20 protein-coding genes are annotated in these 23,305 nt (G+C 65.6%); 13 read left to right on the top strand and 7 right to left on the bottom strand.

What is annotated here, in order from left to right; all coding sequences use genetic code 11:
* Positions 1-27: 27 nt before the first annotated feature.
* From R2676_RS14860 to R2676_RS14835, 6 genes are all read left to right on the top strand, one after another.
* The gene (locus R2676_RS14860) at positions 28-498 is read left to right on the top strand and encodes a F0F1 ATP synthase subunit B (protein WP_009239554.1); all 471 of its coding nucleotides are present in this window, start codon (positions 28-30) and stop codon (positions 496-498) included.
* Between the two features lie 2 nt (positions 499-500).
* A complete protein-coding gene (locus R2676_RS14855) occupies positions 501-1,037 on the top strand; it encodes a F0F1 ATP synthase subunit delta (protein ID WP_027678847.1) in 537 nt (178 codons plus the stop codon).
* A 73-nt stretch (positions 1,038-1,110) separates the two neighbouring features.
* On the top strand, positions 1,111-2,652 hold the full coding sequence (gene atpA / locus R2676_RS14850) for a F0F1 ATP synthase subunit alpha (protein ID WP_009239556.1): 1,542 nt from the start codon (positions 1,111-1,113) through the stop codon (positions 2,650-2,652).
* A gap of 64 nt (positions 2,653-2,716) precedes the next feature.
* Positions 2,717-3,592 (top strand): F0F1 ATP synthase subunit gamma, encoded by an 876-nt coding sequence (gene atpG, locus R2676_RS14845; RefSeq protein WP_027678848.1) that lies wholly within the window; start codon positions 2,717-2,719, stop codon positions 3,590-3,592.
* Positions 3,593-3,634: 42 nt separating this feature from the next.
* Positions 3,635-5,038, top strand: coding sequence for a F0F1 ATP synthase subunit beta (atpD, locus tag R2676_RS14840; protein WP_037028786.1), 1,404 nt, complete (start codon positions 3,635-3,637; stop codon positions 5,036-5,038).
* A gap of 91 nt (positions 5,039-5,129) precedes the next feature.
* Complete coding sequence (locus R2676_RS14835) at positions 5,130-5,546, top strand: F0F1 ATP synthase subunit epsilon (protein WP_027678849.1); 417 nt, start codon at positions 5,130-5,132, stop codon at positions 5,544-5,546.
* Positions 5,547-5,645: 99 nt separating this feature from the next.
* On the opposite strand, the gene R2676_RS14830 is transcribed toward R2676_RS14835, so the two are convergent.
* Positions 5,646-8,033, bottom strand: coding sequence for a DUF6600 domain-containing protein (locus R2676_RS14830; RefSeq protein WP_206273347.1), 2,388 nt, complete (start codon positions 8,031-8,033; stop codon positions 5,646-5,648).
* A 569-nt stretch (positions 8,034-8,602) separates the two neighbouring features.
* On the opposite strand from R2676_RS14830, the gene R2676_RS14825 reads away from it, so the two are divergent.
* From R2676_RS14825 to R2676_RS14815, 3 genes are all read left to right on the top strand, one after another.
* Positions 8,603-9,745, top strand: coding sequence for an RsiV family protein (locus R2676_RS14825; protein ID WP_206273346.1), 1,143 nt, complete (start codon positions 8,603-8,605; stop codon positions 9,743-9,745).
* Between the two features lie 20 nt (positions 9,746-9,765).
* Positions 9,766-10,227 carry a CoA-binding protein gene (locus R2676_RS14820; protein WP_027678852.1) on the top strand — a complete coding sequence of 154 codons (462 nt, stop codon included), beginning with the start codon at positions 9,766-9,768 and terminating at the stop codon, positions 10,225-10,227.
* A 116-nt stretch (positions 10,228-10,343) separates the two neighbouring features.
* Positions 10,344-11,291 (top strand): alpha/beta hydrolase, encoded by a 948-nt coding sequence (locus tag R2676_RS14815; protein ID WP_206273345.1) that lies wholly within the window; start codon positions 10,344-10,346, stop codon positions 11,289-11,291.
* Between the two features lie 13 nt (positions 11,292-11,304).
* Here R2676_RS14815 and R2676_RS14810 read toward each other — a convergent pair whose 3' ends face one another.
* The 3 genes from R2676_RS14810 to gstA all read right to left on the bottom strand — a co-directional run bounded on the left by R2676_RS14810 (position 11,305) and on the right by gstA (position 13,562).
* Positions 11,305-11,508: a DUF3562 domain-containing protein gene (locus R2676_RS14810; protein ID WP_027678854.1), complete on the bottom strand. Its 204-nt coding sequence runs from the start codon at positions 11,506-11,508 to the stop codon at positions 11,305-11,307.
* Positions 11,509-11,680: 172 nt separating this feature from the next.
* A complete protein-coding gene (gene pstS, locus R2676_RS14805; RefSeq protein ID WP_206273344.1) occupies positions 11,681-12,742 on the bottom strand; it encodes a phosphate ABC transporter substrate-binding protein PstS in 1,062 nt (353 codons plus the stop codon).
* Between the two features lie 190 nt (positions 12,743-12,932).
* Positions 12,933-13,562, bottom strand: coding sequence for a glutathione transferase GstA (gstA, locus tag R2676_RS14800; RefSeq protein WP_206273343.1), 630 nt, complete (start codon positions 13,560-13,562; stop codon positions 12,933-12,935).
* A gap of 99 nt (positions 13,563-13,661) precedes the next feature.
* On the opposite strand from gstA, the gene R2676_RS14795 reads away from it, so the two are divergent.
* On the top strand, positions 13,662-14,543 hold the full coding sequence (locus tag R2676_RS14795) for a LysR family transcriptional regulator (protein WP_206273342.1): 882 nt from the start codon (positions 13,662-13,664) through the stop codon (positions 14,541-14,543).
* Between the two features lies 1 nt (position 14,544).
* Here R2676_RS14795 and R2676_RS14790 read toward each other — a convergent pair whose 3' ends face one another.
* Both R2676_RS14790 and R2676_RS14785 read right to left on the bottom strand, forming a co-directional pair.
* On the bottom strand, positions 14,545-15,474 hold the full coding sequence (locus R2676_RS14790) for a sterol desaturase family protein (RefSeq protein ID WP_206273341.1): 930 nt from the start codon (positions 15,472-15,474) through the stop codon (positions 14,545-14,547).
* A 108-nt stretch (positions 15,475-15,582) separates the two neighbouring features.
* Positions 15,583-16,020 (bottom strand): hypothetical protein, encoded by a 438-nt coding sequence (locus R2676_RS14785; protein WP_206273340.1) that lies wholly within the window; start codon positions 16,018-16,020, stop codon positions 15,583-15,585.
* A 224-nt stretch (positions 16,021-16,244) separates the two neighbouring features.
* On the opposite strand from R2676_RS14785, the gene R2676_RS14780 reads away from it, so the two are divergent.
* A complete protein-coding gene (locus R2676_RS14780) occupies positions 16,245-18,047 on the top strand; it encodes a methyl-accepting chemotaxis protein (protein WP_206273339.1) in 1,803 nt (600 codons plus the stop codon).
* A gap of 35 nt (positions 18,048-18,082) precedes the next feature.
* Here R2676_RS14780 and R2676_RS14775 read toward each other — a convergent pair whose 3' ends face one another.
* A complete protein-coding gene (locus R2676_RS14775) occupies positions 18,083-18,916 on the bottom strand; it encodes a bestrophin-like domain (protein ID WP_206273338.1) in 834 nt (277 codons plus the stop codon).
* A gap of 313 nt (positions 18,917-19,229) precedes the next feature.
* Here R2676_RS14775 and hemE point away from each other — a divergent pair, with 313 nt between their 5' ends.
* On the top strand, positions 19,230-20,333 hold the full coding sequence (gene hemE / locus R2676_RS14770; RefSeq protein ID WP_206273337.1) for a uroporphyrinogen decarboxylase: 1,104 nt from the start codon (positions 19,230-19,232) through the stop codon (positions 20,331-20,333).
* Between the two features lie 581 nt (positions 20,334-20,914).
* The gene (locus tag R2676_RS14765; protein ID WP_206273336.1) at positions 20,915-23,212 is read left to right on the top strand and encodes a primosomal protein N'; all 2,298 of its coding nucleotides are present in this window, start codon (positions 20,915-20,917) and stop codon (positions 23,210-23,212) included.
* Positions 23,213-23,305: the final 93 nt, after the last annotated feature.

Below are 23,305 nucleotides of genomic sequence, written 5' to 3'. Positions count from 1 at the left end.
TAGTCTCAATACCGAAAGGAACACACCATGAACCTGAACGCCACACTCGTCGCGCAGATGGTCGTGTTCTTCATCCTGTGGTGGGTTGTTGCCAAATTCATTTGGCCGCCCCTGGTGAAGGCGCTCGACGAACGCGCGAAGAAAATCGCCGATGGCCTGGCCGCTGCCGATAAGGGCAAGGCTGAGCTGGAGCTGGCCAACAAGCGGGTCGAGCAGGCACTGACCGAAGCGCGCAATGAAGGCGCGCAACGCATCGCGGACGCTGAAAAGCGTGCCCAGATGAGCGCCGAAGAGATCAAGCAAAACGCCCAAGCCGAAGCCGCGCGCATCATCGCGCAAGCCAAGGCCGAAGCCGAGCAGCAAACCGTGCGCGCGCGTGAATCGCTGCGTGACCAGGTTGCCACGCTGGCCGTCAAGGGTGCCGAGCAGATCCTCAAGCGTGAAGTCAATGCGCAGGTCCACGCCGATCTGCTCAATCAACTCAAGGCTGAGCTGTAATCATGGCAGAACTCGCAACCGTTGCCCGTCCGTACGCAGAGGCGCTGTTCCGCGTGGCGAAGGCCGGCAATCTGGGTGCATGGTCTGAGCTTGTGTCGGAAATGGGGCAAATTGCCGCCGTGCCTGACATGAAGGCAATCGCCGATGATCCGAAGCTCTCCAAAGCCGATGTGGCGGGGATCTTCCTGTCGGCGCTGAAATCTCCGGTTTCGCATGAGGCGAAGGAACTGGTTGGCCTGCTGGTGGCCAACAAGCGCCTGTCGCTGCTGCCGGAAATTGCCGCGCAATTCCATGTGCTGCGGAACGCCAGCGAAGGCGCCGCCGACGTCGAGATCACCAGTGCGTTCCCGCTTGAGGGCGCGCCCCTGACCGAACTGGTCGCCACGCTTGAACGCAAGTTCGGCAAGAAGCTGCAGGCTCACGTGAGCGTCGATCCTTCGTTGATCGGCGGCGTGCGTGTGCAGATTGGCGACGAAGTGCTCGACACCTCGGTGCGCGCGCGCCTGACGCAGATGCAGTCTGCGCTGACCGCCGCGTAATGCTGTTTCGCGAGGCGCCGATGCAATCGACGATATCGCGCCCGCAGACAGATTGAAGAATTAGGAGCATTCGATGCAACTGAACCCCTCCGAGATCAGCGACCTGATCAAGACCCGTATCGAGGGCTTGAAGGCTGGCGCTGACGCAAAGAACACCGGCACGGTCATCTCCGTGACGGACGGTATCTGCCGCATTCATGGCCTGTCGGGCGTGATGCAAGGCGAAATGCTGGAATTCCCGGGCAACACGTTCGGCCTCGCGCTGAACCTCGAGCGCGACTCCGTCGGCGCTGTGGTGCTGGGTGAATACGAGCACATTTCCGAAGGCGACGAAGTCAAGTGCACGGGCCGCATTCTGGAAGTGCCGGTTGGCCCGGAACTGCTGGGCCGCGTGGTCAACGCACTGGGCCAGCCGATCGACGGCAAGGGCCCGATCAACGCCAAGAAGACGGACGTGATCGAAAAGGTCGCTCCGGGCGTGATCGCACGTCAATCGGTGAGCCAGCCGGTGCAGACCGGCCTGAAGTCGATCGACGCAATGGTGCCGATCGGCCGTGGCCAGCGTGAGCTGATCATCGGCGACCGCCAGACCGGCAAGACCGCTGTTGCAGTCGACGCCATCATCAACCAGAAGGGCAAGGGCATCTTCTGCGTGTACGTGGCAATCGGCCAGAAGGCTTCGACGATCGCCAACGTGGTGCGCAAGCTCGAAGAGCACGGCGCGCTGGAATACACGATCGTGGTGGCCGCTGCCGCTTCGGACTCCGCTGCCATGCAGTACCTGTCGGCCTACGCCGGCTGCACGATGGGCGAATACTTCCGCGACCGCGGCGAAGACGCCCTGATCGTGTATGACGATCTGACCAAGCAAGCTTGGGCGTACCGTCAGGTTTCGCTGCTGCTGCGCCGCCCGCCTGGCCGCGAAGCTTACCCGGGTGACGTGTTCTACCTGCACTCGCGTCTGCTGGAGCGCGCTGCACGTGTGAACGCCGATCACATCGAGAAGATCACCAACGGTGAAGTCAAGGGCAAGACCGGTTCGCTGACCGCACTGCCCGTGATCGAAACGCAGGCCGGCGACGTGTCCGCGTTCGTTCCGACCAACGTGATCTCGATTACCGACGGCCAGATCTTCCTGGAAACCGATCTGTTCAACGCCGGTGTGCGCCCCGCAATCAACGCCGGTATTTCGGTGTCGCGTGTGGGTGGTGCTGCTCAGACCAAGGTCATCAAGAAGCTGTCGGGCGGTATCCGTACCGACTTGGCTCAGTATCGTGAACTGGCTGCGTTCGCGCAGTTTGCTTCCGACCTGGACGAAGCGACCCGCAAGCAGCTCGAGCGCGGCCGCCGCGTGACCGAACTGCTCAAGCAGCCGCAATACCAGCCGCTGCAAGTGTGGCAGCTGGCCGCGTCGCTGTACGCAGCCAACAACGGCTTCCTCGACAACGTGGACGTGAAGGACATCCTGGCTTTCGAAAAGGGCCTGCACGACACGCTGAAGACGAAGTACGCCGATCTCATCAACCGCATCGAAGATACGAAGGATCTGTCGAAGGAAGATGAGGCCGCCCTGCGTGCCGCGATCGAGGATTTCAAGAAGTCCGCCGCGTTCTAACCGCGTCATTCCCGAAACTGGTCACGCGTAGCCTGCGTGACCAGGTTTGAACGGAGAGGAAGAAATGGCCGGAACAAAAGAAATCCGCACCAAGATCAAGAGCGTGCAAAACACGCGCAAGATCACCAAGGCGATGGAAATGGTCGCCGCATCGAAGATGCGCAAGGCGCAGGAACGGATGCGTGCTGCCCGCCCGTACGCCGAGAAGATCCGCAACGTGGCTGCGCACATGGCACTGGCCAATCCGGAGTACAAGCACCCGTTCATGGTGGCACGCGACATCAAGCGTGCCGGCCTGATCGTGGTGACGACGGACAAGGGCCTGTGCGGTGGCTTGAACACCAACGTGCTGCGTGCCGTCACTACCCAACTGCGCGATCTGCAGAACAAGGGCGTTGAGACGCAAACCACCGCCATCGGTACCAAGGGCATGCAGTTCCTGGGCCGCGTCGGTGCCAAGGTCGTCTCGAACGTCGTGCATCTGGGCGACACGCCGCATCTGGAAAAGCTGATCGGTGCGATCAAGGTGCAGCTGGACGCGTTCAACGCAGGCCAGATCGATGCCGTGTACCTAGCGTACACCCGCTTCATCAACACGATGAAGCAGGAGCCGGTGGTCGAGCAGCTGCTGCCGCTGACCGCCGACAAGCTCGCGCAGACCGACGCCGAGAAGCAGGCCTACTCGTGGGACTACATCTACGAGCCGGATGCGCAAACGGTGGTCGACGAGCTGCTGATCCGCTACGTCGAGGCGCTGGTGTACCAGGCGGTGGCCGAGAACATGGCGTCCGAGCAATCGGCCCGGATGGTGGCGATGAAGGCGGCTTCGGACAACGCGAAGAACGTGATCGGCGAACTGCAACTGGTCTACAACAAGACCCGTCAGGCAGCGATCACGAAGGAACTGTCCGAGATCGTCAGCGGCGCAGCTGCAGTCTGATAGCCACGGCAAAGAATCAAGTTATTGGAGATACAAATGAGTATCGCAAACGGAAATATCGTGCAGTGCATCGGCGCCGTGGTGGACATTCAGTTCCCGCGCGACGCGATGCCGAAGGTCTACGACGCGCTGGTGCTGGACGACAGCAACGACGCTTCGTTCGCCGAGAAGGGCCTGACCTTCGAAGTGCAACAACAGCTGGGCGACGGCGTGGTGCGTACCATTGCGCTGGGCTCGTCCGACGGTCTGCGTCGCGGCATGCGCGTGGCGACCACCGGTGCGCCGATCTCGGTGCCGGTTGGTCACGGCACGCTGGGCCGCATCATGGACGTGCTGGGTCGCCCGATCGACGAAGCTGGTCCGATCGCGTCCGACGAGAAGCGCGCCATTCACCAGAAGGCCCCGAAGTTCGACGAACTGTCGCCGTCGGTGGACCTGCTGGAAACCGGCATCAAGGTGATCGACCTGGTCTGCCCGTTCGCCAAGGGCGGTAAGGTGGGTCTGTTCGGTGGCGCCGGCGTCGGCAAGACCGTGAACATGATGGAGCTGATCAACAACATCGCCAAGCAGCACTCGGGCTTGTCGGTGTTTGCTGGCGTGGGCGAGCGTACCCGTGAGGGCAACGACTTCTACCACGAAATGAAGGACTCCAACGTGCTCGACAAGGTGGCCATGGTGTTCGGCCAGATGAACGAGCCGCCGGGCAACCGTCTGCGCGTGGCGCTGACCGGCCTGACGATGGCCGAGCGCTTCCGCGACGAAGGCCGTGACATCCTGTTCTTCGTCGACAACATCTACCGCTACACCCTGGCCGGTACCGAAGTGTCGGCACTGCTGGGCCGTATGCCTTCCGCCGTGGGCTATCAGCCGACGCTGGCTGAAGAAATGGGCAAGCTGCAGGAACGTATTACGTCGACCAAGACCGGCTCGATCACGTCGATCCAGGCCGTGTACGTGCCTGCCGATGACTTGACCGACCCGTCGCCGGCAACGACCTTCCTGCACCTGGACTCGACCGTTGTGCTGTCGCGTGACATCGCTGCACTGGGTATCTACCCCGCAGTGGATCCGCTCGACTCGACGTCGCGCCAGCTCGACCCGCAAGTGGTCGGCCAAGAGCACTACGAAGTCGCCGACCGCGTGAAGAAGACGCTGCAGCGCTACAAGGAACTGCGCGACATCATCGCGATTCTGGGCATGGACGAACTGTCGCCGGAAGACAAGCTGGCTGTGGGCCGCGCCCGTAAGATCCAGCGTTTCCTGTCGCAGCCGTTCCACGTTGCAGAAGTGTTCACGGGCTCGCCGGGCAAGTACGTGCCGCTGAAGGAAACCATCCGCGGCTTCAAGATGCTGGTGGACGGCGAGTGCGATCACCTGCCGGAACAGGCGTTCTACATGGTCGGCTCGATCGACGAAGCCTTCGAGAAGGCCAAGAAGCTCCAGTAAGAGCAACGTCTGGCACCGTGCGTAAGCCGGCGCCAGTACTGGCTTCCTGAAGCCCCTTCAGGGAGCCGCTTTTCTGAGCAAAGGAATCGAGATGGCAACCATTCATGTAGACGTCGTCAGCGCTGAGCACGAGATCTTCTCCGGCAATGCCAAGTTCGTGGCGCTGCCTGGTGAAGCCGGCGAGCTGGGCATTCTGCCCGGCCACACGCCGCTGATCACGCGCATCAAGCCGGGCGCCGTGCGCATCGAGAAGGAAGATGGCGGCGAAGAGTTCGTGTTCGTTGCCGGTGGCATTCTCGAAGTGCAGCCGAAGAAGGTGACCGTGCTGGCCGATACCGCAATCCGCGGTCACGACCTGGACGAAGCCAAGGCGAACGAAGCCAAGCGTGCGGCAGAAGAGGCGCTGCAGAACCAAAGCAGCGACCTGGATCTGGCCCGTGCGCAAAGTGAACTGGCCGTGGCCGCTGCGCAGTTGGCGGCGATCGCGCGCCTGCGTCGCAAGCGCTAAGGCAAGTATGTGCCGGCGGGTGTCATTGGCCGGCGCAGACGAAAAAAGCAGCCCCGAAGGGCTGCTTTTTTTTTGCCTATGAACGGGCGAGGCGCCTGCTCAGCGGTGCTCGCCTTCGCGCTTCTCTTCACCGCGATTGCCTTGCGGATGCGGTTGGCTTTCGTGGTGCTCCTGGCGAGGCGGCTGCGCCTGAGGTTGAGGCGGGCGCGCTTCAGGCGGACGCGGTTGGGGCTGCGGTTGAGGCGGGCGCATCTCAACGTGCGGTTGCGGCTGCGGTGCAGGACGCGGTGCTTCCATGTGCGGTTCCGGCCGGTGCTGCTCCGGCTCGCGGGGCACGCGCATCTGCGGCGGCTCGTTGTGCGGGCGCTCTTGCGGGGTCGCTGTCGGGTTGCCGTTGAAGCGATTCGGCTCCTGGCCACCGCGCTGTGGTTGAAGCTGAGGCTGAGGTTGCGGCGCTTGGGGCAGTTGGGGGCGCGGCTCAAAGGCGTGGCGTTCGTCACGCGGCGTACCGGGTGCGCCCTCACGCTGCGGTGGGCGTGTCGTCAGGCCGGCCGGGCCTTGCGGTGCCTGCGCGGTCTGCGGTTGGGCAGGGCGCTCCTGCGGTGCAGCGGCGCCTGGCTGCGGACGTGGGCGATTGATCGAGCCCGGTGCCATCAGCGCCTGCGGAGCCGGCCCCGGCTGGCCGCCGCGCTGTGGCTGCGCACCTTGCGGGTTCGGGGAGCCGATCAAACCTTGTGGCCCGTTCGCACCGTGCTGCTCCGGCGGTCGGCCAAGCTCGCCGCCGGCGCGTGCAGGTCCGCTCTGCACATTCTGCGCGGCGCGACTCAAACGGAGCCCTGCTGCCTGCGCAGCTACGGGAGCGGGCGGCATTCCGGCACTGGCTTGGCCTCGCACGGGCGCGATGCGGGGGCTCACGTTGCCGCCCGTCCAGGCCGGGCCAGCGCCCGGCAGCGCGCCGCCCTGTGAGCGGAACCGCTCTGCCAAGGCATCGTGCCCGGCCGCCGACACGGCGGGTGCGCGTACCGCGATCGCCTGACGCGCAAACACCTGCTGCGGCGGCAACTGATGCGGCCCGCCGTTGGCTGCAGCACCCACGAGGCTGGCGCGCACCGGGGCCAGCGCTGGTGTCGAAACAAACTGCGCATGCGCCATCTGCGCGCGCAATTGCTCCGGCCGCAGACGCGTCATCGCGGGGCCGACCGGCTGGCCGTTGACGAACGTCTTGGCAGGCACGGCCGTCAGCGCGGCGGGGTTGTTGGCGTTGACGTACGTCACCCGATTCACGTTTCGGGTGTTGGTCACGTTGGTGTTGTTGATGATCGTCTTGTTGACCGTGACGTTGTTCACCACCACCGTGCGGTTGATGTTCGTTACGTAGGTCGGGCTGGCCGCATACACAGGGCGATACGCTTCGCCCGGAGCGAGCGGGAACCACGCCACACCCGGCGAGCCGATCGAGATGTTGATCCCCCAGCTCACTCCGCCGCCGCCTCCACCGCCCACGAAACCGACCAGCGCCGGCGCATACACCGGCCGCGGTACCACCGGCCCCGGCACCCAGCACCACGTCGTGCCGACGTACGCCCAGCGGCCGTAGTGGAAGGGGGCGAACCCCCACGGTGCGTCATCGACCCACGTCCAGCCCCACGGCGCCACCCAGGCCCAATGGCCCGTGCGATACGGTGCCCAGCCGGCGGGCACGGCGCGCGGTACCCACACGGCGCCGTAGCCGTCCTCTTCACGCCACGTGCCGTTGTCGTCGAGGGCTTCGTAGCCGGTCATTTCGCGGCCGACGTAGCGGGCGGACACGGAAGCGTCTTCGCGGGCGTCGCGCGATTCGGCCCAGCGGTCGAAGGCGTCGCGGCCCGGGTTGTCGGTGCCGCCCACTTCGGCGAGGTCCGTGCCGCCAAAACGGATTTGCTGCCCGGCGCCCAGCGGCGTGGAGCGGTCATCGCCGTAGGCTGTGCCCTGACCACGCCAGACGGTCACGGTCGTGCTTGAGCCGTCGGGGGCGACGTCGATGCGGTATTCGCCCGGTGCCTGCGGCGTAAACGCCAGGTTCGGCGTATCGATCTCGATGGTCTGGTCGGGCGGCAGCGAGCGTACGCGAACCGACAGCGCGCCTTGTGTGAGCTTCACTTGCGTATTGCGGTCGTCCAGGTCGACGAGCGTGGCGCCGGTGTTTTGGCCCAGGCGCAGCGCCGTGGAGCCGACATGGAGTTCGCTGTGGCTGCCCTGGTCGGACCACAGGCGGTCGCCCGTGGTGAGCGGGCGGTTGAGCGAGGCGCCCGCCCAGTCGTCGGACCCCGCGGGCGCGAAGCTCACCGTGCCCGAAAAGTCCGACAGCCGCGCCACCCGCGAAGCCGGGTCGGCGGCCATTGCGGCTTGCGCACCGCAGACGAGCAATACGGCGGCAACGCCTACCGCGCGCAACACATGCGGCAGCCGCACACCGGAGACAGCGGAACGACGGGAAGCCTTGGACATGATGAGCCCTCGTTTTTATGGCGGCCTGCGCCGCGTGGATGTCTCCATTTAACGCGGCAGGGGCCGAGGGGTCGACTTGCCTTTGTAAGAGCGTGTTTCTCCGGGTGGGCAGTCGAGGGGAAGCCAGGCAGGCGCGCGAATTGCGCAGGCAAAAAAAAGCGCGCGGGCCGGGGAGCACCGCGCGGACGGGAAATCCCTTCGAGGGGTCAATTCGAAAGGAGGGGGTAACTTTGCACCGGGAGCGGTGTCGTCACGAGCGCGCTGGGCGGATGGGTCTTCCGGGGCCGGATCTGGCGCACAACATTTGGACACAAACGTTGAGGTGCGAAGGCATTGTGGGTGACGGGGTGGCCCTGAGGCGTAACAAAGTGTGTCGGATTGCAATCGAATGCAAGCGCTGTAAAGGCCGCTCTGTGTGAGCCCGAAATCGCTTCACAGACGTTTTCAGGGAACGCCTGCTGCACCTGCACAGTCCCACCGGTTTGCCGCTCAGGCAGACTGGGCTTGGAAAACGGCGAACCAACGGTGTGTGTCCTAGTCTGGGGTGTCGCGTTGATAAGGAGGGAGGCATGCACAGGCATGCGATGCACCATGTGTTGCAGAAGTCGGTGAGCGCGGGCGTTTTTGTTACCTTGATGGGGGCACTTGGCGGGGTCGGAGCCGCACAGGGCGGCACTGAAGCGGCCGCTGCTGCGCCTGCCACCTCTGCGAGTGCGCCGCCAGCCTCCGCACCTGTTGCTTCTGCACCAACTGCCCCTCTTGCAAAAACGAAAGAGCAGCACGAGCGACTGGCCGGAAGTTTCTGGCAGGGCACGGTGGGCAAGGGCCCGGACGGCCCCGGCTGGAACGTCTGGCTGAACGTGTACGACGCAGCTCCCAAAGAGCAAGACAAAGACAAAGACCCGGTGGCCGACACGCTCACCGGCGAAGCCTACGATGATCGCCCCCAGGGCCGCGCCTTCTGGACCATCGAAGGCCGCAACGCGCCCGATCGTCGCTTCGTGTGGCGCGAGCGCGCAGAAGCGCTCGATGCGGCTGGCCAGCCCGTCGTGCGCGAAGGCGGGACGCTCTCCGGTGCGCTCTCAAGCGACGGCGCTACCGCCACCGGTACGTGGAGCGACGGTGGCCGCAGTCAGCCTTTTACGCTCAAGCGGCTGGCGCGCTATCAGGAGACCACGGCCGCCTCCGGCCAGGCCAAACTGACCGAGCGCTATCCGGTGACGGGCGACGCGGCCACCGACGCGCTCATCCAATCGCTGCGCGTGCGCAAGTGTGACCAGTTCGACACCGAATGCGTCATCCGCATCAGCGCCGTCGGCCTTGGCGACACCATCAGCCTCTTGCGCATGGTGTGGGCTTACAGCGGCGGCGCGCATGGCAACTACAGCTTCACCGCCGGCAACTGGCGACGCGGCGCGCAGGGCTTTCAGCCGATTGCCCTGGCCGATGTGCTGAACCCTACATCCGCCTGCCTGCAGAGCTTCAATACGCAGATTGTCGATGCGCTCAAGCGCGAAGGCGCGCCCGATGCACCGCGCGGCGCGCTCAAGGAGAAGGACCTGCGTAACGCCGCGTTTCCGTTTACGCTGCAAGGAGACCGCATCGTCGTGCACTACGGGCCGTATGAAGTGGGGCCGTATTCGTCGGGCGCGTTCCGTGCTGCGGTGCGCATCGATGACCTCGGCGCCGCATGCAAGCGGCCCACAACCTGATTGCCACTGCATTGCCAACCATGTCCGCCAATCCTTCCTACGTCGATGAGCAAGCCACCATGCGCCGGCTGTTGTCGGCCAAGACCATTGCCGTGGTCGGGCTGTCGCCGCGTCCGACCCGGCCCAGCTATGACGTGGCGCGCTATCTGCAGCAGGCCGGTTATCGCATCGTGCCGGTCAACCCGCAGCACGCCGGCGAAGACGTGCTCGGCGAGCCCTGCTATGCCACGCTGACCGAAGCCGCAACGACGCTGGCCGCCGCGGGCCAACGCATCGACCTCGTCGATATCTTCCGCCGCTCGGAACAGGTGCTGCCTGTTGTGCAGGAAGCCGTGACACTGGGCGTGGGCGGCATCTGGGTGCAGCTCGGCATCGTGAATGACGAGGCGATGGCCGTCGCGCGCAACGCCGGCATTCCGGCCGTGCAAGACCGCTGCACAAAGATCGAGCACTGGCGACTCGGCATCGCCGAGCAAAAATAAATCGCGGCCCCTCAAGGCCCTGTGACAAACGCGGCCGCGCGGCGTCCCGACGTGTCAAAGGCTTCAAGCCAGCGCGACGCGCTACACTCCGGCGGTCATCGCATCCCGCTTACATCATGGCCGTCGATCCGCAAATCCTGCAGTTCTACCAACGCCTTGCCGAACAGTTCGGCGCCTTGCCGCCGCCTGAAGACGCAGCCGCGCAACGCGCGCGCTTCGAAGCGATTGCCGCTGTGTCCGATCGCCCCGATCCCGACGGCGTTGAAGTTTCAGACCTGAGCCTGCCGCTTGCCGGGCGCACGCTCGACGCCATCGTCTTTCGTCCGAAGGGTGTGGCAACGCCGCGTTTGCTGGTGTGGTTTCACGGCGGCGGATGGGTCGTCGGCGCGCCGCGCACAACGCATCGCATGCTCGCCGCATTGGTGGCGCAAGACACGGGCTGCGCCGTGGTGAGTGTCGATTACCGCCTCGCGCCTGAGCATCCATTTCCCGTGCCGGCCGACGATGCCCGCGACGCGCTGGCGTACCTGGCCGAGCAGCGCGTGCACCTCGGCTTCGATCCAGGCTTCCTGGCGGTTGGCGGCGACAGCGCGGGCGGCCATCTCGCGGTGCAGGCTGCGCAGGGCATGCGTCCTGGCCTCGTCAATGCGCAGTTCCTGCTGTACCCCGTCACCACGCCCGCTTTCGGCAGCGAGAGCTACAACGCGTTTGCACAAGGCCCTGGCCTCACGCGCGATGAAATGCGCTGGTACTGGGAAAAATACATCGGTGCCGACGCCCTCGCCAAGCCGCTCGCCGAGCAGGACCCACGCATCTTCCTGATGGCACGCGCGCCGGCCTACACGCCGCCCGACACCGTCGTCATCGTGGCAGCGCACGACGTGCTGCGCGACGACGGCCTGCAATACGCCGACTACCTCGTGCAGCACGGCGCGCAGGTCATCACCATCGAGGCGTCGGGCATGACGCACGCCTTTGCGCGTATGCAGTTCGAAGCCGAGCGCGCACGTGAATGGATGCGCCGCGCGGCGCATGCATTCGTCGGGATGATCAGCGAGGAATAAGCGGGGGGCAGGGCTAACGCGTCGGCGTGCGGCGCGGGCGGAACGCGGCAAGCACGCGGCGCGTGACAAACAGCGAGAGGTAATCCTGCACGCGGGCGTCGGCCGCCAATGTGCGCATTGTCTGCATGTACTGCTCGCGGACGAGATCGGCCGGTGCGCCGGTGTCCTGTGCAATCTGGCGGATCTGCTCGTCCTGGTCTGCGATGGCGGTACCCATGTTTGCTTCCCGTCGTGGCTTTGGCAGTGACGCGCGGGGCTGACTTGCGCGGCGAGTGACCACTATAGGAAACGCGCCGGAACAATCCAGCCTTGTTGCAAAGCTTTCAGCAGACCACCTGCGCGGCATCAAAACAGTGCTGTTGCCCGTGCAGACACTGCACCGGCAAAGGTCATTTGCCCCAGTTTGCAGGCATGCTCTGCAGGCCGATGGCGGCGCCCGATGTATCCGTCACGCGCGCCAGTTCACGATACGCAATCGCCTGCACGCGCTCGGGCAGCGGCACGAACTTCGCGCGCGCGGCCAGCTCGTCGCCGTGGAAGTAACCCCACGTCAGAAACTTCAGCGCAGCCAGCGTGCGCGGGCCCGACGCGCTGACTGCCGGCACGACGATGAAGGTGCCCATGGTGATGGGCCACGTCTCCGCGCCCGGCAGGTTGACGAGCGGCGCCGTGAAATCGCCCTTGCGGTTCCACGCGCTTTGCGTCACGGCCTCGCGGAAGCCGCTCACCTGCGCGCTGACAAAGCGCCCGGCAACATTGCGCAGCTGCACGCCGCTCAGATCGTTGTCGAGGATGTAGTTGTAGTCGACATAGCCGATGGCGCCCGGCGTGGCCTGCACCGCCTTGACCACGTCGCCGCTGCCCTTTGCGGCGGTGAAGCCTGCCGGCCAGTTGATCGTCGACTTGGTGCCGTACGCGCTTTTCCAGTCGGCGCTCACGGCGCTCAGGTAGTCGGTGAAGTGGTACGTCGTGCCCGAACCATCGGCGCGCACGACGGGATGGATCTTCAGCTTGGGCAGCGTCACGCCGGGGTTCAGCGCGCGCAGCTCCGGCGCATCCCAGTTCTCGACCTTGCCGAGGAAGATCTGCGCCAGCAGTTCGCCCGTCAATTTGAGCTGACCGCGCGGCACCCCCGGCACGTTCACGAACGGCACCGCACCCGTCACCACCGACGGCACGCAGACGAGGCCGGCCTTGGCGGCCTCCGCGCTGGAGAGCGGCACGTCGGACGCACCGAAATCCACGGCGCCTGCGCGAATGCGCTTGAGGCCTTCCCCCGAGCCCACCGCGTCGTAGCTCAGCGTCACGCCCGACGATGCGGCATATCCCGCCGCCCAGACGCGATAGACCGGCGCAGCGGCGGTCGAACCCGCGCCGTGCACTTCCGCGCGCGCGAGAACCGGCATGCCCGCAACCGCAACGGCCAGGGCGAAAACAACGTGCTTGAACATGGGAGACCTGCGGACAGCAGAAGACGCAAAGCGTGGGATTGTAGCGACGCCCGTGTGACAACGCGCCGTGCCCCGCAGATAGAGCCTATTTACAACATGGGGATATGTTGTAAGACGTTCCGCAAACGTTGGGCGGAGTAGGGGGTGGGATCGGCAGTTTTGTTTAGGCGTCGCCGATCCCGGCTACCCGTCAGGCGACGGCGCTGGCCGCGTCAGCCTTGATCAAGCCTTCGGCCGTCAACGCTTCCACCACGTGCGGCCGTGCAGCCACGCGGGCCATATACGCCTGCACGTTTGGATACGCGCCCATCGGCAGCGACAGGAAGTTCGTCCAGTTCAGCACGGCAAAGGCATACGCGTCGGCCACGCTGTAGCTGTCGGCTAGGTACGGCTGTTTGGCGAGGCGCGCGTCGAGTTCGGCAAAGCGCTTGGCCAGCTTGTCCTTGGCGCCCTGGCGGGTGGCTTCGGGCGTGTCCTTGTACCAGAGCGGTCCGAAGCCTTTGTGCAGCTCCGTGCTGACAAAGGTGAGCCACTCGATCACGGCCAGGCGGTGCGCGCTGCCCGGCTTGCCGATCAACGCCTGCGTCGGGTCGAGGTCGGCCACGTATTGCAGCAGCGCGGCCGCTTCGGTGTGGCGCGAACCGTCGGCCAGCTCCAGCAGCGGCACGTAACCGCGTGGCGAGATCGTGTAGAAATCCGTGCCATCAGCGGTGAGGTGCTTGGCCAGGTCGACAGCGGTGAGGTCAAACTGCGCACCGACTTCGCGCAGGGCGATATGGACGGCCAGCGAGCAGGCACCGGCGGAGTAATAGAGCTTCATGGTCTGGGTCTCGTGAACAGGTTGGAAAGCCGCCAACGGCGGCGGTGACGACACTGTAGGATTGCGCCGGTGCCAATGAAATAGGCGGAGCAGCAAATCATGCTTGCACAAACGCAATACCGATTGAGCGCGGCAGACCTGGAGATCGTGCTGGCGATGGTGCGCACCGGCACGCTGGCGGCGGCCGGCGAACGGCTTGGCGTGGATGCGTCCACGGTGTTCCGCTCGTTGCAGCGCATCGAGCGCGGGCTGGGCGTCACGCTGTTTGCGCGCTCGCGCACGGGCTATCTGGCGGGCGACCTCGCGCACGCGCTGGCGGAGCAAGCCGAGCAGGTGGAGTCGGCGCTGGAGGCCGCGCGATCGGCGGTACATGCGGTGCCGGATCAGGTGTCAGGCACCGTGCGCATCACCACCACGGACACGATCCTCGTCGGCATGGTCGCGCCCGCGTTGAAGTTGCTGCAGGCAGAGCATCCGAACCTGAGCTATGACCTGCGCGTGGGCAACGAGCTGGCCAGCCTGACCCGGCGCGATGCCGACATTGCCGTGCGGGCCACGCGTCGTCCGCCGCAGCATCTGGTGGGCAAACACATCGGATCGATTCGCGTGGGGCTATACGCCGGGCGCGCGAGCGGCATCACCTACGCCGATGTCGAAGCGGGCCGCACGCCGTGGCTTGCCATTGACGATGCCATTCCGGATCACCCGTCGGTCAGCTGGCGCAAACGGCATTTCCCCAAGGTCATGCCCACGTACTTCGTCAACAGCCTGCAGATTGCGGCCGAGATGGTGGGGATGGGCCTGGGCGTCGGCATCCTGCCCCTGGTGATGGCGCAGGCGCGCAGCGATCTGGTGTCGCTGCGCGATCTGCAAGACGCCAATCAATCGGAGCTGTGGCTGCTGACGCATCCGGAATCGCGCCATTTGCGGCGGATTGCCGTGGTGTATGGCCACTTGGCGCAGACGCTGCGTCTGCCGTAGTTCAGTTCGCAGCAACGGCCGGGGCGACGGCGGGCTCGTCAGGAATGAGCGCGGCGCGGCGACGCAGATCCTCCGTCGTTTCGCCATGGCCGGTGGGCCGCCAGCCTGGCGGGCGGAACAGGTAGCCAAACACTTCGCCGGCCGAGCGGGCGGTCTTGAGGTCTTGCCAGAGCGCGCGCCAGTGCGCGAATTCGATCACCAGCAGGTTGTACGTGCGCATCGGGTGCACGAGGCCGTAGCGGCAGGGCACGTCTTTGCGTTCGGGGATGTAGGTGCCGAACAGCCGGTCGAACACGATCAGCACGCCGCCGTAGTTGCCGTCCAGGTATTCGAGGTTGGACGCGTGATGCACGCGGTGCGCCGAGGGCGTATTCAGCACCCATTCCAGGGGCCCCAGGCGGGGAATCCATGTGGCGTGGATCCAGAACTGGTACAGCAGATTGAGCGACAGCAGCATCAGGACGATGCGCGGCGGCATGCCCAGCAGCGGCGCCAGCGCAAAGAAGGCGAGGGTGCCGGTCAACCGGCCCGTCCAGCCGAAGCGGTAGGCGGCCGAGAGGTTCAAGTCATTCGGCGAGTGATGGATGGCGTGCGTGCACCAGAACCAGCGTACGCGGTGCGCGGCGCGGTGGTACCAGTAGTAGCAGAACTCCTGGCCGAGAAAGCACGCGGCCCAGCCCGTCCAGTGGTCCATCGGCAGCGTCCAGAGGCGATGCTGGTAGACCCATTCCAGCCCCTGCGTCCAGAACGCCAGCGGCAGCAGCCAGCGTAGTGGGTACTCGCGTACCAGGAAATCGACCACAGACACGCCGGCGGCCTTCCAATCGTAGTTGGCCCAGCCGTTCCGCAGCGACAAAACGATCGCCTCGGCCAGTGACGACACCAGCACCAGCACGACGGCAATCTTCAGGATGGTGAACAGCACGGCCATGGCGCTGGGCTCCCGGCTCCGGTGGGAATACCAGCGACGGTACTGCAAACGGTGCCGGGGCGGCAATTCGGGCCGATGCCGGGGTGTCTTACAACCCATTCGACGCGTTCAACGCGCCCAGGTGTTGTTGCGGTTGTGCAGAAAGATGTGCACCCCACCGCTTTTGTCCTGCGCCACGCCGGCGCTGCCCCACGGATAGTCCGTCAGGCCGCCCGGGTCCTTGCCCAATTTGCTGGCGATCCAACGGCGGTGGCGTTGTTCAACCACGCCGATGACGTCGTACGAAACCGGCTGCGCCAGCTCGACGAATACGCTGACGAGCGCATCGGCTTCAAACCGCAGGCTGACGGTGACGGGCGTGGTGTCGTCCAGCGCGGCCACCGTTGCGAACTGGCAGGGGACCTCTTTGCCCTCGACGCTGACCGGCCGCACCGGCCCGACGGCAAACCGCGCGGGCAGATCGTCGGGGCGTGTCTGCGGGGTGATGCGGATGTCAGCGAACCGAATGTCGCCGGTGGCCGGGTCGATGTGGAGCGCGTCGTGCATGGGGTTGGGTTTTCAAGGGGTGAATTGCCTGGGCAATGATGAGAAACGCTTTCCGTTATAGCAGCCATCCGTTCGTGGGGACGGGGTTTTGGCGCCTCAAGTTCGTCTGCGCACTGCCGTAGCAGCTTGGGTGGCCCCCGACAGCCAGCAGTCGGTTCTGGAGGGCGCTGCGGCAAATACCGTTCGCAGTCAGATTCATGGAAAACGTTTGGCCTAGAAGAAACATGATCTCCTCTCTCCGCACCCGAATTCTGCTCATCTCATCGGCCACCGTGATTGGTGCCCTCGCGCTGTCCGGCGCGGCCACGTACTCCATCGTGCGTTCGAACACGATGGAATCGATCGACCAGAACCTCGCAGCCATTGCCAGCGGCAACACGCTCGCCATCGACAAATGGGTCGCGGCGAAGGCGCAGGCCGTCAAGGCGACCGCCGGCGTGATCGAGCATGGCGATCCGCAAGGCTTCGGCAAGCACATGGGCGACGCCAACGGCTTCCCCATCATCACGATCGGCTGGACCGACAAGAGCTTCATCTCCACCAGCGCCACCACGCCCAAGGATTACGACCCGACCGGCCGCCCCTGGTACAAGCAAGCCATTGCCGCAGGCCAGCTGCTCGTCACCAAGCCCTACGGCGACGTGTCGACCGGCGTGCCGTACGTTTCGTTTGCGGCGCCGCTCGTCAAGAACGGCGAAACCACCGGCGCGTTGTCCGGCGCCGTGCCGCTGGACGGCGTGCGCGAGGTGGTCGCGGCGGTCCACCCGACACCGTCGAGCCTCGCCTTCGTGGTCGCCAAGGACGGCCAGGTGATTGCCCATCCGGATGCGAAATTGATGCTCAAGCCGGCCACCGACGTGGCGGCCTCGCTCACCGCCGACACGCTCAGCAACCTGGCCAAGGCGACGTCGCCGCTGGAGGTTGAGCTGGCCGGTGCGCCGAAACTGCTCAAGGCGCAAGCCGTGCAGGGCACCGATTGGTATCTCGTGATTGCGCTGGACAAGGCTGAAGCCACCGCCGGTTTGCGCAACGTCGTCAAGGCGCTGGCCGTGGCCATGGTGCTGCTGACGCTGGCCGCCGTGGGCATCGCCGCGTTCTTCACGTCGCAGTCGTTCCGCCGCCTGTCGGAGGTGCGCGATGCGATGGACACCATCGGCTCTGGCGGCGGCGACCTGACGCACCGTCTGCCCGTGGTCGGCAACGATGAAGTCGCGCAGATCAGCGCGTCGTTCAACACCTTCATCGACAAGATCGGCGAAGTGCTGCTGGAAGTGCGCGCCAGTGTCGACAGCATGAAATCCGCCACCGGCGAGATCGAAGCGGGCAACCGTGATCTCTCCAACCGCACCGAGGTTTCGGCCAGCAACCTGCAGGAAACGTCTGCCGCGCTGACGGAGCTGACCACCAGCGTGAAGAACTCCGCCGACGCGGCCGTGCAGGCCACGCGCCTGGCGAGCGACGCAAGCGATGCCGCCATGCGCGGCGGCGAAGTGGTCTCCAGCGCCGTCAGCACGATGGACGAGATCGCCAAGTCGTCGGCGCGCATTACCGAGATCATCGGCGTGATCGACAGCATTGCGTTCCAGACCAACATCCTCGCGCTGAACGCTGCAGTGGAAGCCGCCCGCGCCGGTGAGAACGGCCGCGGCTTTGCCGTGGTGGCCGGCGAGGTGCGCACGCTGGCGCAACGCAGCGCCACGGCCGCCCGCGAGATCAAGGACCTCATCCAGGCATCGGAAGCCAGCGTGAAGACCGGCGCGCAACGCGTGCAGGCCGCGGGCGCCACGATGCAGGAAATCGTGCAGGGCATCGAGCGTGTCGCGCGCATCATCGGCGAGATCGACGGCGCAATGCACGAGCAGAGCACCGGGATCAGCCAGATCGATCGCAGCGTCGCCGAGATGGACCAGGCCACGCAGCAGAACGCCGCGCTGGTGGAACAGTCGACCGCCGCATCGTCGATGCTCAACGAACAGGCGCACGGTTTGGCACGCACGGTCGGGCTGTTCAAGCTGCGCAACGCCTGAGTGCCTGCCGTGCGGGGGGCGGGCTGAGGAAGGGCTCAGTCCACCAGCGCTGAGAGCGTCGATGCGCTGATGGTCACGCTGCCGGCAAAGGGCCGGTCGTGTAGCACCAGCAGGAAGAAGATCATCCCAAAACCCGCGGTGAACAGCGTCAGCGCAATGCGGCGCTCGCGGGCGGCGGTGCGATGCAGCTCAGCGATTACGAACGCGTTGGTGAACAGCAGCCATGCCATCGCCGCCAGCTTGATCCCGCTGAGTTGACGCTTCGCCAGCTGCAGCCGTGTAGCACGCGCGTTTTCGATGGTATCCAGTCGCTTGGCAAGCTCGTCGAGTTCGTGGGCGATATGCTGCGGCGCGTCCATCCGGCGGACGTCCATCGACGAGGTGGGCGGTGCCAGTGCACTCTCCGGGCGGGCTGTCCACAGCGCCTCGCGCAACTGCATAAACGCGCGGCCTGTCGCGGGGCTGGCGCGACGTTGTGCCATAGCGGGCCATTCGTCTTCGACGGCGCTGTGCACGTACGCCAGCAATGCGACCCGGATGGGGACGGCAAGGTGGCTGGGCAGTGCATCGAGAATGCGCAGTGCCTCGGCAGCGGCAATGCCTTCGCGTTCCACGGCAGCTTCGGCGCGTGCGTTCTGGGTCCAGATGTCGCTGGAGATGAAGCCGATGATTACCGCCGTCGGCACCAGCAAGCCGGTCAGGAGCGTGCCGATGATGTTGGCGCCGGGCCGGATCGGCCACAAGCGCGCCAGTGCGGCAGACCCGACCGACGCCGCGGCCGACACGAGCCCCAGCGAAATAAAGCAAACGGCCAGCAGGGCCGGTGTGGAAAGGGTGAACAGCCAGCTGTAGTAATCGAAATGCTGCATGGTGCGTGGCAGATCCGCCCGGGACGATGGGGCGGGATGCTCCCACGCAAGGCAGCCGCGTTCAATTGGCGCGCGGCCTTGGCGCGTCAAATGGTAATGACGTCGCGCAGACTGATCGCTGCGTCTCAGGCGACGGGCGGCGCCATCGCCTGAGCCGGCTCTCCGGGCGTCCCTGCCCCAGACCACCGCGCGCCGGCGGCGCGAACGCGAGGATTAGATCCTGCGCAAAACGTCGTGAGGACAGCGCGGATGCGCGAGCCAGCCTCTGGGGGCCCATCCCTTACAATGGCGCCCTCCCAAAGAGTCCATCGCCATGTCCGCACCGCTCGCCAACGACACCTTCCTGCGCGCCCTGCGCCGCCAGCCGACCGACTACACGCCGCTGTGGCTGATGCGCCAGGCGGGCCGCTATCTGCCCGAGTACAACGCCACGCGCGCGCGGGCCGGCAGCTTCCTCGGCCTGGCCAAGTCGCCGGCGTATGCGACCGAGGTGACGTTGCAGCCGCTGGATCGCTACCCGTTGGACGCGGCAATCCTGTTTTCCGACATCCTGACCGTGCCCGACGCCATGGGCCTGGGGCTGTCGTTCGCGCAAGGCGAGGGGCCGCGCTTTGCCAAGCCGGTGCGCACGGAAGCCGATGTGGCGGCGCTGTCCGTGCCGGACATGTCGTCGCTGCAATACGTGTTTGACGCCGTGGCGGAAATCCGCCGAGCGCTCGTCCAGGACGGCCGCCAGCGCGTGCCGCTTATCGGCTTCTCGGGCAGCCCGTGGACGCTCGCCTGCTACATGGTGGAAGGCGGCGGTTCGGACGACTTCCGCACCGTCAAGTCGATGCTCTACGCGCGCCCGGAGCTGATGCACCGCATCCTGGAGATCAACGCGCAGGCCGTGATCGACTATCTGAACGCGCAGATCGATGCCGGTGCCCAGGCTGTGCAGATCTTCGATACGTGGGGCGGGGCGCTGGCCGACGGCATCTACCATGAGTTCTCGCTGGCCTACATGGCGCGCGTGGTGCAAGGCATTCGCGCCGGCGCCGACGGCCAGCGTGTGCCGGTCATCCTCTTCACCAAGGGCGGTGGCCTGTGGCTCGAAGCCATGGCCGACACCGGTGCCGACGCGCTGGGTGTGGACTGGACCGTGAACCTGCAGCGCGCCCGCCAGCGAACGGCGGGCCGCGTTGCTCTGCAAGGCAACCTGGACCCGACCGTGCTGTTTGCCGAGCCGGAAGCGATTCGCGCGCAAGCGCGCCGCGTGCTGGAAGACTACGCAGCCGGCGGCGGCAGCGATGGCCACATCTTCAACCTTGGCCACGGCATCTCGCAGTTCACGCCACCCGAAGCCGTATCGGTGCTGGTCGACGAAGTGCACAGCTTCAGCCGCGCGTTGCGGTCGAAAGCGAAGTCACACGATTGAGATCAATGCTGCGGTGCGATAGCGTTTGAATCGTGCCGCAGTAGTGCGTGAAGTCGGGGGCACGAGTGGAATGTTCGCCGCTTTGGTGCAGTCGGGGTGAGTGACTACTCGCGTGCCGCTGGCCCCATCTCGCCCGAGGAGGGTGTCAAGCGATTTATTTCGCGCTTTCTGGTGCGTAAGCCGGCTGTCAAGACTTGACTTATGCACAAAGCTGTCGCGGCGGGTTCTTTCCGCGGCGCAACAGGGAGCGCCCTGTGCAGCCAACGCATAAGTGTTTGATTTTTCTGAAAGAAAGCCGCGTGCGCGTAAATCGTGCAAGCTAGAAAAACGGCGCATCTGCCGGCCTTCGCGGGCGCAGCGGCCGACTTTTCAACAAAGTTATCCACAGGCCGTGTGGATAGACCGGAAAACGGTCGCCGATCAGGGCGCCAAGGCATAAACCTCAAGTACTACTTGAACATTGAACCGACCATGGCGATGGCTGCGAAGGCAAGGTGAGATGGGCAAGACGCATTTCCCAGGTGCAGAAAGCGCCGCTGCATCGCAACAATCTCTTTGCAATTCAACCGTTTGCGCCAAGCATGACCACCGCCCTCGTCGACGCCGCGTTCTCTGATGCCAAGGTGTCGGCTGCCATTGCGCGTGTGGTGATCGATACACCGCTCGATGCCGTGTTCGATTACCGGTGCGGGCAACCCTTGCTGCCTGGGCAACTCGTGGTGGTGCCGTTCGGCAACCGGCGCGTGGTGGCGTTGGTGGTCGAAACTGCCGCAACCACCGATGTCCCGCAGGAAAAGCTGCGCGATGTGGAGCGGGTGCTGGACTGGGTGCCGCCGCTCGACGCCGAATGGCGGGCGCTCGCCGAATTTGCTGCCGGTTACTACCACCGTGCGCTCGGTGAGGTGACGTTGCCCGCGCTGCCGCCGTTGTGGCGCACGCCGGGCAGCTGGGACAACCTCGCCCGGCAGGCCAACGAAACCGTCTACTTGATGTTTGAACCGGCGCGGGCCGCGTTGCTGGACAGCATTCCGAAACGTGCGTCCGGCGCCATGCGCCTGGCCGAAGCGCTGACCGGCGACGGCGAGCTGTCCACCAGCGCTGCCGTTGAACTGCACGGGCAGGCCGTCGCCAAGCTGCGGGACTGGACGACCGTCGGCTGGCTGCGCGCAGAACTGCGGCCGAAGGCGCTGCTGCCGCAACCGCTCGAACTGCCGGCGCCTTCCATTGCGCCCGCCCTGAACGGCGAACAGGCCGCCGCCGTGGCGGCCATTGCCCAGGCCGGGGCGGCCGGCACATTCAGCCCGTTCCTGCTGTATGGCGTGACCGGCAGCGGCAAGACCGAGGTCTACCTGCACGCCATCGCCGACGCCCTGGCGCGCGACCCCGCCGCGCAGGTCCTGATGCTGGTGCCCGAGATCAACCTGACGCCGCAGCTGGAGGCACGCATTGCGGCGCGTTTTCCCGGCGTGCCCATGGCAGCGCTGCACAGCGGTCTGGCCGAACAGCCGCGCGCGCTGAACTGGCTGGCCGCGCATCGCGGTGAAGCGCGCATCGTGCTCGGCACGCGGCTGGCAATGCTGGCGTCGCTGCCCAACCTCGCGCTCATCCTCGTCGACGAGGAGCACGACACGTCGTACAAACAGCAGGAGGGTCTGCGCTATTCGGCGCGCGACCTGGCGCTATGGCGTGCCAAGCAGCGCAACATTCCCGTGGTGCTGGGCTCCGCCACGCCGTCGCTGGAAACCTGGTGGCGCGCCGAGCAGACCGCCACCACACGCCTGACGCTCTCGCAACGCGCGCAGGCCGAAGCGGTGTTGCCGCGCGTGTCGCTCATCGACCTCAACCTGGAACGCCGCGCGGGGCGCCAGATTCGCGATGGATTGTCCAAACCGCTTGTCGACGCGATTGCCGATCGCTTGGCGCGCGGCGAACAAAGCCTGCTGTTCCTCAACCGCCGCGGCTACGCGCCTGTGCTGTCCTGCGACGCGTGCGGCTGGCTGTCGGGCTGTCCGCGCTGCTCGGCGTACCTGGTGCTGCACAAGCCGGAGCGGCGCCTGCGCTGCCACCACTGCGGGTACGAATCGCGCATCCCGCATCACTGCCCAGACTGCGGCAACGTCGACATCGCGCCGCTCGGGCGCGGCACCCAGCGCATCGAAGAGACGCTCGGCGAGCTGTTTCCGCAGGCCCGCGTCGCCCGCATCGACGCCGATTCCACCCGCCGCAAGGGCAGCGCCGAAGCGCTGTTCGACACCGTGCACGAAGGCAGCGTCGACATCCTGATCGGCACGCAGATGGTCGCCAAGGGGCATGACTTCCAGCGCGTAACGCTGGTGGGCGTGGTCGCGCCCGATTCCTCGCTGTTCTCGCACGATTTCCGCGCGGGGGAGCATCTCTTTGCCTCGCTGATGCAGGTGGCGGGCCGCGCGGGCCGGGCGGGCTTGGCCGGCGAGGTGCTGATTCAGACCCGGTATCCCGACGCACCGGCGCTGCAGGCGCTGGTTCGGCACGACTACGACGGTTTTGCGCGCCAGCTGCTGCGGGAGCGCAAACAGGCCGGGCTGCCGCCGTTTGCCTATCAGGCGTTGTTGACCGCAGAGCACAAGGAGGTCGCACGCGCGCTGGAGTTTTTGGGCGCCGCGCGTTCGGCTGGTGAAGCCTTGGCCGCTGAATTGGGCGCGCCGGTGTTTTTGCATGATCCGGTGCCGATGACGATGGTGCGCCTGGCCAACCGCGAGCGGGCGCAACTGCTGGTGGAAAGCGGCTCGCGCGTGGCGTTGCAGAAGCTACTGGCCGCGTGGACGGACGGTTTTGCGCAGATCGGCAAAACGGTCAAGGGCGTGCGGTGGCAGCTGGAGATTGATCCGCTGCGGATTTGATCCTTTGAGGATCTGAGCATTTAAGGGTTGGGGGTTCACCTCCCTTTCATCCCCGGCAGGGGATGAAACAAGGGATGCACCAAAAGCCAAAAA

The sequence above is a fragment of the Ralstonia flatus genome (genome assembly GCF_958439105.1).
Taxonomy (GTDB): Bacteria; Pseudomonadota; Gammaproteobacteria; order Burkholderiales; family Burkholderiaceae; genus Ralstonia; species Ralstonia flatus.
The sequence above is the reverse complement of the archived record's forward strand: the minus strand, read 5'-3'. Positions and strand labels throughout refer to the sequence as shown.